This window comes from Gallintestinimicrobium propionicum, from assembly GCF_025567525.1.
Lineage (GTDB): Bacteria > Bacillota > Clostridia > Lachnospirales > Lachnospiraceae > Gallintestinimicrobium > Gallintestinimicrobium propionicum.
On the sequence record NZ_JAOQJY010000006.1, the window covers coordinates 132,362 to 144,895 of the forward strand.

Below are 12,534 nucleotides of genomic sequence, written 5' to 3' on the forward strand. Positions count from 1 at the left end.
AAAAAGAATGTGCCCTGGAACATTCTCGCGCCGAGGCGCGGTTGCTTCGGCAACCATCTACCCTTGCGCCGAGTGCGCATCCTCGCGGAGCGTTTTTATCGTATAGAAACGAAGTTTCCTATACGATAAAAAAGTCCCATGCACACCTTACGATGTACATGGGACGCTTCAGCGCGGTTCCACCCATTTTGCAGATCTGCAACAGCAGTCTGCCGCTCTTTTGATGATAACGGAATCACCGTGTCCGATTAAGGACCGCTCCGAGATGGTTTTCATACGAGACCTCTGTCAAAACGCTTCCAGCACAGCTCTGCAATGCAGATACCGGCGTTTCTCTCTGATACAGATTCCGGGATTACTCTTCTCTTCCACGCGTTGTCTTTTTATCAAATGCTGCCCTTATCTTAATCGATCTGTTTCGATTTGTAAAGAGCCTTTGATCATTTATTTTTGCCGCAGCACTTTTTGTACTTCTTGCCGCTGCCGCAGGGACAGGGATCATTGGGATAAATCTTTGCTTCCTTTACGATGGTGGTAGAACTCTTCTGCTCTTTGTAGAGTTTCTTTCTGGTCTCTTCATCGAAGATGTCGTTCCACTCTTCCAGCTCGTACAGCCAGTCTGCGTCTGCAGCTACCATGTTCTTATAAAGCAGTGCTTTATCAAAGCCGAGGTTTACAACGGTATCCTCCTCCATCTCCTCGATCGGGTTGGGAGCCTTTAAGCTGTCGTTGATGCCGTCCAGGAAACCGGTCATAGTCATAATATCCACGCCGAATTTCTCAGCCAGTTCTTTAACCGTGCCTCTTACCAGCTCGTCCGGGTTCTTTAACAGTTCTGCGTAAATATCCTTTTCTTTTGTAAAATAAATTGCCCAGAACTGCTGCAGCTTAGCCTTGTCAGCCTGCTGGTCGTATGCCATATCTCTCCACTGCTGTAATAATGCCATATTTCTTCACCTCAATTAAATTTCTGACGGGATTGCTCCCTTTGCATTTCGCACGCCTATTTTTGCACGGGCATCCATACTTTGCATTATTATAGCCCAGACCCCCGATTTGTGCAAGCAAAAAATCTGTGAACACTTTGCCGCTTAACAGGTCTGCGTTTCTTTTTTTGCAGGCTGATGGTCGTATTCAAAACCGCAGTGGGATAAAACTGCTTTTGCGATTACAGTTGCGCCGATCAGGTTCGGATGCACTCTGTCCCATGCAATATAGGAAGAATGACGATACTCAAAATACCGGTTGAATACCTCCTGCAGATCAACCAGACAGCAGCCGTGCTTTGCAGCCAGCTTTTTGCAGATCGCACCGTATTCGTCCATTCTCTTTCGCATCCAGTCCTGCGGATTAGGCTCCATATAATAAGGCGTCAAAATAAAGATGCCCTTTACTTTTCCTTTTACCGACAGAATCATTTTTTCCAGATTTGCTTCGTATTCTTCGGGCATCACCTGTCCGTCCGGAATCGCCGGACTGTCAAACTGTCTCCATACGTCGTTGATGCCGATGCAGATCGAAACCCAATCCGGATTTAAGGAAACAACATCCGAATCAAAACGCTGCAGCAGATCTCTGCTCGTGTTGCCGGAAACACCGGAATTGGTCACACGCAGATACACTTCCGGATACCAAGTGCTCAGCATGTTTTCGATGATACGCACATAGCTCTGACCTACATTATCAAACAGACCTTCCCCCACAGGCTGTGCACTTCCCATATCTGTTACCGAATCTCCTGCAAATACAATTCTGTCCATTGGTTCAAATATCATCTTTTGTTCCCTCCTGCGCTTGCAAAGCGCTCCTCTTTGATGTATGCTATCAAGCATATTGTAGCATTATCATCGGCAATGTAAAGTACTGAATCGAATTTGTTTCAGCCGTCCTGCGACGGCAGAATGGAGACTCTTATGAAGAAGAAAAAAACGGCAAAGCAAATCGCTGCCATCGTTTGTATCGTCCTTTTAGTAGCGCTCTATCTCATCACGCTCCTCAGCGCAATTTTTGCGTTTCCCGGTTGGCAGCGGCTCTTTTCCGGCTGTCTGATCTGCACAGTTGCAGTCCCGATCCTGCTCTGGATTTTCATCTGGCTTTACGGGCAGTTTGAACAGAAGCACACGATCGCATCCTTCGATATCGGACAGACCGACGCAGGCCGCACGCAGAACGAGGACGAGGCAAATGCTGCGCAGAACTAAAACGCAAAAAGTGCTGTTGCACCGGCAACTATTTCCCGGGCAGCAGCACTTTTTCAGCTTTCGTACACACTTTTTTACGCTTCTACAGCATCTTTCTCTTTTTCAGCACTTTCATCGTAATCACGCATGCAACTAAAATCAGCACGCAGATAATCCCGAAACCGTAAGGCGTATGGGCCAGCGGCATCCATTTTTCGGAAACGTTCATTCCGTAAATGCCGGAAATGATCGTCGGGATCGCCATGACGATCGTGATCGACGCAAGGTATTTCATTGCGCTGTTTAAGCGGTTGTCCATCAGGGAGGAAAGCAGCTCTCTCGTTCCCTGGATAATGTCCCGGTAGATCCGCGTCATTTCGATCGCCTGCTGGTTTTCGACCACAACGTCGTCCAAAAGGTCCTGATCCTCCGGGTATTTCTTGATGCGGCTATAGCGCATCAGACGATCCAGTACGACCTTGTTGGCACGCAGCGACGTATCAAAATATACGAGGTTGGATTCCAGCTCATGTAAGTCGATCAGCTCCATTTCCTCCGTATCGTCCCCGATATGCGCCTCGATCTCCTTCCGCTTGCGGTCGATAATACGCAGATAGGACTGATACAGCATGCAGGAACGCAAAAAAATCTGGTAGATAAAGCGCATCTGTTTTTTAGTGCTGAACTCCTTGACCGTATTTTCCAGAAAATTTTTCAGAACCGGCGTTGCTTCCGCACATACAGTCAGCAGCACATCGTTCACCAAGATCAGACCGAGCGGTATGGTCGTATACGCTTCCCGCTGATGACGGTATTCCACAGACGGAACGTCGAATAAAATCAGGGAATATTCGTTGCTGACGTCCACACGGGAGCTTTCCTCATCATCCAGCGCGGCGCGGACATCCGCAAGGTCAATCTGAAATTCCTGTGCAATCTGCACACATTCTTCCAGGGTCGGCGCAACCAGATTCACCCAGCAGCCGCCATCCGCCCGATTGACCTCCATCAGCAGATTTCCCTGAGTTATATATCGTTTCACCATGTTACTCTACTCCAAACGTCCGAAGCATCTGCTTTGCCTGCTCCTGATTTTCAAATACAAAGGCATTGATCCCGGCTCTGCGGGCTGCTTCCACATTTTCCAAAATGTCGTCCATAAAGACGCATTCCTCCGGTTTTAAATGATATCGGCTTAAAATCAGCGAATAAATTTCCGGCATCGGCTTAATTAGCTTATCCTGACACGAAAGGATGCCGCCATCCACATACGGCAGAAAATCCAGATCACTCCAGCACTCCCGCAGCACCTTTCTGGAAAAATTCGACAGCACAAGGAACTGATAGCCCTTCGCCTTTAACTCTTCAATCCACGGAATCGCATAATCATAACGCTCCATGATGCCGCGGACGTTTGCCAGCGTTTTGTGAAGGTCTTCTTCCAGCTCCGGATCGTTTGCAATAAACCGGTTCAAAATTTCCTCTTCGGAAAGGACGCCGCGGTCATATTCTTTCCAGATATCACTCCCTACCGTCGCCTTTGCCAGACGCTCCACCATTTCTTCCGAATATCCCTTGCTTTTATAAAAATCGTACCAGGTAAAACCGGATAATACGTTTCCGATATCGCTGATAATTGTTCTGATCATATCCGATCGCCTCCCTCATTTTCTTCTGCTGTTTCTGACAGCATCCGCAAAAGCTCCTGCGCCGCAAGACTGCTGCCGCCCTTTTCCTCCGTCACGACGAAAAACTCCCGCTGCGGCAGCTGCTCTTCCAATTTTAACTCTATCAGCTCTCTGCTGTCCAGCTCCTTTTTGGCAAAATCGCGCACAACGCTTCCGACACCGAGGTTTCTCAAGGCAAACTGCACGATGATATCGCTTGTTGCAAGCTCGAACTCCGGGTGGACGAACACCTTTCTCTGCTCCAAAAAACGCTGGACATAACGTCTTGTGCTTGTATCCTGATCCAACATGATAAGTGGCACTTTTTCCAAAACGGAAAGCGGTTGCTTCTGACGGGTATATTCCAGAAAGTTTCGTCCTGCCACAAAAATATCTTCAATTTTACGCACCGGCATCAGGCGGACACCCTCCTGCTTTTCCAGCGGACCGGATACAACTCCGAAATCGATTTTTTTCTCTTTTAAAAGTCCCATCGTCGCAGGCGTCGGACCATTCGTGATCTGAAACCGCACCCCCGGATATTTTTCATGGAACCGTTCCAGATACGGTAACAGAAAAAAACGCAGCGTCATGTCGGACGCCCCGATCGTAATTTCACCGCATTCCAGGTTCTGCATCTGCAACAGCCGCTTTTCCCCGGCAAGAAATGCGCTATACCCTTTTTCCACATATTCGTACAGGATTTTTCCTTCCGCCGTCAGGCTGATTCCACGCGCACTGCGCACAAACAGGCTGCTGCCGAGCGCCTTTTCCAGCTGCCGGATGCTCTGGCTGACCGCCGGCTGAGACAAGGAAAGCGCTGCCGCCGCCTTTGTCACTGAGCTGCAGCGTGCCACATAATAAAAAACACGATAATATTCCAGATTTGCTGTCATCAAAAAAAATCCCCTATCACAGAGTCGATGGCTGCCGCCCGAAAATGAGGCAATGAGCCATGACTCTATTATAAGGGATTTTAGAATTTCTGTCATCCAGGAAGTTCACTTGTCGCTTTCGCGCTTGCAGGCAAACCTGCCTGTGGAAAATTATCCAGGGTTCTTAGGAACTGTCTTATGCCAGCGGGCTGTTTCTGTAGATGATGTCATCTCTGCCAGGACCGTTGGATACCATTGTAATCGGATAGCCGATCTGGTTTTCGATGAACTCAATGTACTTGCGGCAGTTTTCCGGCAGCTCTTCATAGGTCCGGATGCCACGGATATCGCATTTCCAGCCGGGCAGAACCTCGTATACAGGCTTCGCTTTTTCCAGCTTGCAGGTAACCGGGAACTCCTTTGTCACCTGACCGTCGATTTCATAGCCGACGCAAACCGGGATTTCATCCAGATAACCCAGAACGTCCAGAACGGTCAGCGCAACGTCGGTCGCGCCCTGCAGTCTGCATCCGTAGTGGGAAGCAACGCAGTCGTACCAGCCCATTCTTCTCGGACGACCGGTTGTCGCGCCGAATTCGCCGCCGTCGCCGCCTCTTCTTCTCAGCTCATCCGCTTCGTCACCGAAGATTTCAGAAACAAATGCGCCTGCACCGACTGCGGAGGAATATGCCTTGGTAACAGCGACAATCTTTTTGATTTCATAAGGCGGAATGCCTGCGCCGATTGCGCCGTATGCTGCCAGTGTGGAAGAAGACGTTACCATCGGGTAAATGCCGTGGTCAGGGTCTTTCATCGTACCCAGCTGACCTTCCAGCAGGATGTTTTTGCCTTCTTTGACCGCCTGATATAAGAACTCGGACACGTTGCCCACATAAGGAGCTACCATGTCGCGGTATTCATGCAGGGTATTTAACAGCTCTTTGGGATCGAGCGGTTCCTGATGATACAAATTCACGAACAGGACATTTTTGAGTGCGCAGACCTTCTGCAACTTTTCTTCCAGCACCTCGTCGTCAAACAGCTCGCTGACCTGGAAACCGATCTTTGCAAACTTGTCGGAATAAAACGGCGCAATACCGGACTTGGTGGAGCCATAGGACTTGCCTGCCAGACGTGCTTCTTCATAGGTATCCTGTAAAATATGATAGGGCATTACCACCTGTGCTCTGTCGGAAATCATCAGATGCGGTGCCGGTACGCCCCGCTCTACCAGCTGGTTGACCTCGTTAAATACTTTTGGAATATCCAGTGCAACACCGTTGCCGATAATGTTGGTAATATGGCTGTAGAACACGCCAGACGGCAGTGTATGAAGCGCAAATTTGCCGTAATCGTTGACAATCGTATGTCCGGCATTTGCACCGCCCTGAAAACGGATGACAATATCCGCTTCTTTCGCAAGCATATCTGTAATCTTGCCTTTTCCTTCATCGCCCCAGTTTGCACCTACTACTGCTTTAACCATTTTTCCTCTCATTCTGCCGCAAAAAGCGGCATCCCTTTATGTGCGCTGTTCCATCAGCGCATATGTCATCTTACTGATTTAGTATAGCAGATTTTTTATATAAGTAAAATCAATAAATTTTATATTTCTCATAAGTATAACTTATACGTTAATTTCCGCCTTCATACCAAGGTCCGCTTCATTTTCTTTTAACACCGGACGGATCACGTCGTTCAAGAAGCGCTCTACCTGATGTGCGCTGCAGCCGACATATTTGGAGGGCTCAAGGGATGCTTCCAGGGCAGCCTCGTCGAGATGGAACATTTCGTCCTGTGCGATCAGCGCCATCAGCTGGTTGTCTGCACCCTCTTCCTTTACTCTGCGTCCTGCTTCCATGGAAAGCTCGCGGATTCTCTCATGCAGCTCCTGTCTGTCACCGCCTGCCTTTACTGCGTCCATCATGATATTTTCGGTCGCCATAAACGGCAGCTCGCTGCGCAGACGCTTCTCAATTACTTTCGGATATACAACCAGACCGTCTACGACGTTCATGCAAAGATCCAGAATGCCGTCAATCGCAAGGAAGCCTTCCGCAATGGAAATTCTCTTGTTCGCGGAATCGTCCAGCGTGCGCTCAAACCACTGGGAAGCAGATGTGATCGCAGGATTTAACGCGTCCACCATCACATATCTGGACAGAGATGCAATTCTTTCGCTGCGCATCGGGTTTCTCTTATATGCCATCGCGGAAGAGCCGATCTGATTTTTTTCGAAGGGTTCTTCCACTTCTTTCAGATGCTGTAACAGACGGATATCGTTGGACATCTTGTGTGCACTGGCTGCAATGCCGGCCAACACATTCATCACTCTGGTATCAACTTTACGGGAATAGGTCTGTCCGGATACCGGATAGCAACCGGGGAAGCCTAATTTTTCAGCGATCATGGGATCGAGGCGGTCCACCTTTTCCTGATCTCCCGCAAACAATTCCAGGAAAGATGCCTGTGTACCGGTCGTACCCTTGGAACCAAGCAGACGCAGGGAATCCTTTACATAGTCCAGATCGCACAGATCCATGTAAAACTCCTGCAGCCACAGAGAGGCGCGTTTACCGACTGTCGTAGGCTGCGCGGGCTGGAAATGGGTAAATGCCAGTGTCGGCAGGTCCTTCTGCTTGTCTGCAAAATCTGCCAGCTCGCGGATGACATTTAACAGCTTTTTGCGAACCAGCTCGAGGGCCTTTGCCATAATAATAATATCGGTATTATCCCCTACATAGCAAGAGGTTGCTCCCAGATGGATAATGCCCTTCGCCTTCGGGCACTGTACACCGTAGGCATACACATGGCTCATAACGTCATGGCGCACTTCCTTCTCGCGCGCTTTTGCCACATCGTAGTTGATATCAGTCGCATGGCTTTTCAGCTCATCGATCTGCTCCTGTGTGATCGGAAGTCCGAGTTCCTTTTCTGTCTCTGCCAGCGCAATCCAGAGTCTTCTCCAGGTCTGGAACTTCATATCCTGAGAAAAAATGAACTGCATTTCGCGGCTTGCATACCGTTCCGATAACGGGCTTGTATATCTGTCTGTGCTCATCAAAAACAACCATCCTCTCCTGTGTATTGGGTTATTGAAAACAATTTCGACACCGAAAGTATACCGTAAAACCACAGGCGGTGCAACTGTTTTATGCATACTGCAGCTTTTCGCACCGACACGCGTGGTGATGCTTTTTTGATCCACACATATGCGGCACTGCAGGGGGCAGTTCTGTCACCTTGTTCCTGCGCGTATACTTTCAGTAAGGATTCCCGGGACGTTTTTTGCCATGTATAAAAATCATCTGTTGAAGGGCGCTCTTTTGCTGACTGCCGCCGGAGTTTTCAGCCGCATTATCGGCTTTTTTTACCGGATTTTCCTCTCCCGCACCTTCGGTGCGGAGCAAATGGGCATCTATGAGCTGATCAGTCCGGTGCTCGCTCTTTCCTTTGCGCTGTGTACCTCTGCCATCCAGAGTTCGATCTCCAAATTTACCGCCGCAGAACCGGAAGCAGCAATCTACGCCAAGCGCAGGATATTGCTTACCGGTCTGTCCGTCTCGTTCGTCCTTTCGTGCCTCTGCACGCTCTTTGTCTGGCGGGAGGCTGATTTTATTTCCGACTTTTTATTAAAAGAAACGCGCTGCGCGCCGCTTTTAAAAATCGCCGCGCTCTCCTTTCCCGCCGCCTGTATCCATTCGTGTATCAACGGCTATTATTACGGCATCCGAAAATCCTTCCTTCCGGCGTTCTGTCAGGTTTTTGAGCAGTGCTTCCGCGTCGGCAGTGTCCTGCTTTTTGGGCAGTATGCGGCGGCCCGCGGACTCTCCTGCACGATTCAGCTCGCTGCAGTCGGACTTGTCATCGGGGAATGCGCTTCCATGGCGGTTTCCGTTTTTGCCGCAAGAATCCATTTTTCCAAAAAACTCCCCGAAAGCCTTCCGCTAAAGCTTTCTCGGCCGGAGCTATTTTCCAGACTGTTTTCCTTTGCTGCACCCCTGTGCGCCACGCGGGTCTGCCTGCATCTGCTCGGAACAATCGAATCCTCCCGCATCCCGGTCAGCCTGCAGCTGTTTGGCTACTCCTCCCGTCAGGCGCTTTCTGCTTATGGCGTATACACCGGCATGGCGATGACCTGCATCCTGTTTCCCGGCGCGCTGACCAATTCGATTGCTGTCCTGCTCATGCCAACCATCTCCCGCGCAGACGCTTCGAATAACCAAAGCGCCATCTACAGTGCCATTTTCCAGTGCACCCGCTTCTGTCTTTCCATCGGCGTCGGCTGTACTGCCACCTTTTCTCTGTGTGGAAACTTTATCGGCTCTGCGCTGTTTGGAAACGTACTTGCCGGGCAGTTGATTCGGATGTTTTGTTTTCTCTGCCCGTTTCTGTACCTGAATACGACGCTGCTTTCGATTTTAAACGGGCTTGGAAAAACAGGCTGTACTTTTCTGTTCCAAATCCTGTCCCTCGCCGTGCGTCTGTTCTTCGTTTTTTTCATCCTGCCGCTCTCCGGCATTCCCGGACTGTTCCAGGGCATGCTCTTCGGGCAGATGCTCCTGACGATACTCTGCGCAGCAGCGCTGTTTTTTGTTTTGTCGCGGCGGCGTGGGTGAATTGACTGTTTTTGCGCGTCAGTAACCAGTTTCCCTCGCCATTTGCAATACAATAGAATGCACACTCCCTCTGTAGCTTTCTGTGGGCAGATTTTCATGCAAGCATGAAATCTGCCCATAAAAAGCTACATGGAAACTGGTACGAAATCATAAAATTGGCTTGCGCCTGCGTTTTTCCTATACTATAATGAAAAACGCTTCCGTTCTGCATAAATATGCAGTCGGAAAGAGAATGGTGCTTCATCAGCACCGTCTGCGAAGGAGAAAAGTCATGAGTTTCGATTATATCAGAAAACTTCCTACTCCCGATGAAATCCGGGAGCAGTATCCGGTTCCGGATTCTCTGGTTCCGATCAAGCAGAAACGCGATGCCGAGATCCGCGATGTCCTCACCGGCAAAAGCGACAAGCTGTTAGTCATCATCGGTCCCTGCTCTGCAGATAACGAGGATGCGGTCTGCGATTATATCAACCGTCTTGCAAAGGTCAACGACAAGGTATCCGACCGCCTGATCCTGATTCCGAGAATCTACACCAATAAGCCCCGCACCACCGGCGACGGCTACAAGGGTATTGTCCATCAGCCCGACCCCGAAAAAAAAGAGGATTTCCTGCACGGTCTGATCGCAATGCGCCATATGCACATCCGCGCGCTGTCCGAAACCGGTCTCAGCGCTGCCGATGAAATGCTCTATCCCGAAAACTGGGGCTATGTATCCGATATTCTGTCCTATGTGGCAATCGGCGCCCGCAGCGTAGAGGATCAGCAGCACCGTCTGACGGTTAGCGGCTTTGATCTTCCGTCTGGCATGAAGAACCCCACCAGCGGTGACTTCTCCGTTATGCTGAACTCCGTTTATGCCGCACAGCATCCACACAGATTCATCTACCGCGGCTATGAAGTGCAGACAAACGGCAACGATCTCGCCCACACCGTCCTGCGCGGCGCGACGAGCAAGCACGGACGCAACATTCCCAACTATCATTACGAGGATCTGCAGATCCTGCTCGGTCTTTACAACGAGCGTGATTTAAAGAACCCCGCCTGCATTATCGATTCCAACCACTCCAACTCCAACAAGCAGTTTGACCAGCAGGTTCGAATCGTCAAAGAGGTGATGCACAGCCGTCATTTAAGCCCCGACATCCACAACTTCGTCAAGGGCGTTATGATCGAGAGCTATATCGAAGAAGGCAACCAGAAGGTTGGCGGCGGCGTTTATGGAAAGTCCATCACAGACGCCTGCCTCGGCTGGGAAGCTTCCGAGCGTCTCATCTACGATCTGGCGGAGCTGAATTACTAAATATCACCTGTCTCCAAAACAGCGGCTTGCAGGCTCACCAGATATTCTGTCCGCAGAAGCAAAAATATACGGTCGTCTAAAAAGGCTCACCCTAACGGATGAGCCTTTTTTCTTCCCGGATTTGTTCCTGATTCACATTGATATAAATCTGCGTCGTGGAGATGTCGGCATGTCCGAGCATTTCCTGCACGCTCTGCAGGTTTGTGCCGTTTGCAACCAGATGTGCCGCAAAGCAGTGGCGCAGGGTATGCGGTGTGATCTCTTCCGTAATTCCCGCGCGCTGCGCATAGCCTTTTAGCAGCTTCCAGAAGCCCTGACGGCTCATCGGCTTTCCTGCGCAGTTGACAAACAGCGCCTGCTGCGTTTCCTCCGCTACCAGAGCCTGTCTGCCATGCTGCAGATACGCTTCCAGCGCTGCTTTCGCTTTATTTCCAAACGAAACCGTACGCTGGCGGTTTTGTTCCGTACAGAACAAAAAGGACAGTTTTAAATTTACATCCGAAAGCTTCAGACCGATCAGCTCCGATACCCGGATACCGGTTGCATACAAAAGCTCCAGCATCGCTTTGTCCCGAAGCTCCTTCGGACTCGTTCCCTGCACCGCATCCATCAGTCGTTCCACCTCTTCCGGACTCAGCACGCCGGGCAGCTTCTTTTCCACCCGAGGGGCTTTGAGCGTCTCCGACACATCCATCATCAGCACGCCCTCCCGCACCAGATAATGGCAAAACGCCCGAATCGATGCGATATTGCGGGAAATCGTCGCAGCTTTTCTCTGCTTTTCTTCCAGAAAACGGATATAACCATATAATGCCGTCGCAGTCAGATCCTCTACCCTGGTCATCTGATACCGGGCACGCAGAAAACCCGCCAGCTGATACAGATCTCGCCGATAGGAAAGCTCCGTATTCTGGGAGGTTCCTTTTACCTTATGACAATATTCAATAAATGACTCAATCTGTGCTTCCATCCCTCTGCGTTCCCTTCTTTTGACCGTATCGGTCGTGTGGAATCATTATATACAATGAAATTCAGAAAAGCAATGTTGAAACTTCCGCATTTTCAGGCGATTTTTCGGCATGTTTTCAGGTAACACCAGATAGTGGTACGGGAAATACCAGTTCCACCATATCTTGATTTGGCATTCCGCATCTTCCTATCCCCAAAACAGACGCATCACGGCTTTTAAAATAAATGGATTGACATACCCTTCTACCGCACAGCCGATTCCAATCACCGCCAGGGAAATCCACACGCCCGACGCAGCTTTTTTGTGCAGGCACCATTCCAGCAGCATACAGTAGCCCGGAACCAGCACCGCCTGTTGTGGAACCAGCGCCGCCAGGAAAAAGAAGCTCCCCCGGATTCCATAGCGCAGCGACAGCGCCGTCAGGATCATCCCTGCCGCCAGTCCGCTCCCCGCTGCAAGCACAATCAGACAGATCATCCCTGCCCCTGAAAGTGCAAGCAGCACGAGCAGCAGCGCCGTTCCAAGCCTTTTTTGCAGGCAGTATAAAAACAATCCCGTCCGGTTCATGTTCCATTCTGAAATTCCCGACAGCGTATCCGTATCCAGAAAGCCCGGATTTTGCACAAACAGCCCCGGAAAAAAGCACACGCAGGCGATTCCAGCCAGAAATCCCGTCAGAAGAAGCACCGCCCCTAATCTCTTTTCCTGCTGCCCGAACCGTTTCCAAAAAGACATCGCATTCCCCGTTTTTATATTTTTAACAGCGCCGGCATAAGCCGACAGATAACAACAGCGTTACGGCATGAACTGCTGCACCTACCGTGACGCTGTCTGCGCATCCGCTCGTTGTAATCTATGCGGCTGCTGGGGGAATTTTGCATTTTTTTCAATTGGTACTGTGAAAGGTATCACGCACCTCT

The 12,534-nt window shown here is 50.1% G+C and carries 12 protein-coding genes; 3 read left to right on the top strand and 9 right to left on the bottom strand.

Annotation, left to right across the window (positions count from 1 at the left end; translation table 11 throughout):
- Positions 1 to 440: 440 nt before the first annotated feature.
- Together OCV62_RS06535 and OCV62_RS06540 are read right to left on the bottom strand one after the other, a co-directional pair.
- A complete protein-coding gene (locus tag OCV62_RS06535) occupies positions 441 to 947 on the bottom strand; it encodes an SEC-C metal-binding domain-containing protein (RefSeq protein WP_117959500.1) in 507 nt (168 codons plus the stop codon).
- Positions 948 to 1,091: 144 nt separating this feature from the next.
- The gene (locus OCV62_RS06540; RefSeq protein WP_262585658.1) at positions 1,092 to 1,775 is read right to left on the bottom strand and encodes an SGNH/GDSL hydrolase family protein; all 684 of its coding nucleotides are present in this window, start codon (positions 1,773 to 1,775) and stop codon (positions 1,092 to 1,094) included.
- A gap of 138 nt (positions 1,776 to 1,913) precedes the next feature.
- Here OCV62_RS06540 and OCV62_RS06545 point away from each other — a divergent pair, with 138 nt between their 5' ends.
- The gene (locus OCV62_RS06545; RefSeq protein WP_262585659.1) at positions 1,914 to 2,201 is read left to right on the top strand and encodes a hypothetical protein; all 288 of its coding nucleotides are present in this window, start codon (positions 1,914 to 1,916) and stop codon (positions 2,199 to 2,201) included.
- An 82-nt stretch (positions 2,202 to 2,283) separates the two neighbouring features.
- Here OCV62_RS06545 and OCV62_RS06550 read toward each other — a convergent pair whose 3' ends face one another.
- The 5 genes from OCV62_RS06550 to purB form a co-directional block, all read right to left on the bottom strand.
- Positions 2,284 to 3,225: a magnesium transporter CorA family protein gene (locus OCV62_RS06550; RefSeq protein ID WP_021914729.1), complete on the bottom strand. Its 942-nt coding sequence runs from the start codon at positions 3,223 to 3,225 to the stop codon at positions 2,284 to 2,286.
- A gap of 1 nt (position 3,226) precedes the next feature.
- Complete coding sequence (locus tag OCV62_RS06555; protein ID WP_262585660.1) at positions 3,227 to 3,829, bottom strand: HAD family hydrolase; 603 nt, start codon at positions 3,827 to 3,829, stop codon at positions 3,227 to 3,229.
- The gene (locus OCV62_RS06560; RefSeq protein WP_262585661.1) at positions 3,826 to 4,743 is read right to left on the bottom strand and encodes a LysR family transcriptional regulator; all 918 of its coding nucleotides are present in this window, start codon (positions 4,741 to 4,743) and stop codon (positions 3,826 to 3,828) included. Before OCV62_RS06560 ends, OCV62_RS06555 begins: the two co-directional genes overlap by 4 nt.
- Before the next feature lie 175 nt (positions 4,744 to 4,918).
- Complete coding sequence (locus tag OCV62_RS06565; protein WP_262585662.1) at positions 4,919 to 6,208, bottom strand: adenylosuccinate synthase; 1,290 nt, start codon at positions 6,206 to 6,208, stop codon at positions 4,919 to 4,921.
- A gap of 141 nt (positions 6,209 to 6,349) precedes the next feature.
- Positions 6,350 to 7,783 (bottom strand): adenylosuccinate lyase, encoded by a 1,434-nt coding sequence (gene purB, locus OCV62_RS06570; protein ID WP_117959495.1) that lies wholly within the window; start codon positions 7,781 to 7,783, stop codon positions 6,350 to 6,352.
- A gap of 232 nt (positions 7,784 to 8,015) precedes the next feature.
- On the opposite strand from purB, the gene OCV62_RS06575 reads away from it, so the two are divergent.
- A complete protein-coding gene (locus OCV62_RS06575; RefSeq protein WP_262585663.1) occupies positions 8,016 to 9,341 on the top strand; it encodes an oligosaccharide flippase family protein in 1,326 nt (441 codons plus the stop codon).
- Positions 9,342 to 9,612: 271 nt separating this feature from the next.
- Positions 9,613 to 10,644, top strand: coding sequence for a 3-deoxy-7-phosphoheptulonate synthase (locus OCV62_RS06580; protein WP_021914735.1), 1,032 nt, complete (start codon positions 9,613 to 9,615; stop codon positions 10,642 to 10,644).
- Positions 10,645 to 10,735: 91 nt separating this feature from the next.
- Here OCV62_RS06580 and OCV62_RS06585 read toward each other — a convergent pair whose 3' ends face one another.
- Together OCV62_RS06585 and OCV62_RS06590 are read right to left on the bottom strand one after the other, a co-directional pair.
- Positions 10,736 to 11,614 carry a site-specific tyrosine recombinase gene (locus OCV62_RS06585; RefSeq protein ID WP_262585664.1) on the bottom strand — a complete coding sequence of 293 codons (879 nt, stop codon included), beginning with the start codon at positions 11,612 to 11,614 and terminating at the stop codon, positions 10,736 to 10,738.
- Between the two features lie 186 nt (positions 11,615 to 11,800).
- On the bottom strand, positions 11,801 to 12,349 hold the full coding sequence (locus OCV62_RS06590) for a stage II sporulation protein M (protein ID WP_262585665.1): 549 nt from the start codon (positions 12,347 to 12,349) through the stop codon (positions 11,801 to 11,803).
- Positions 12,350 to 12,534 lie beyond the last annotated feature (185 nt).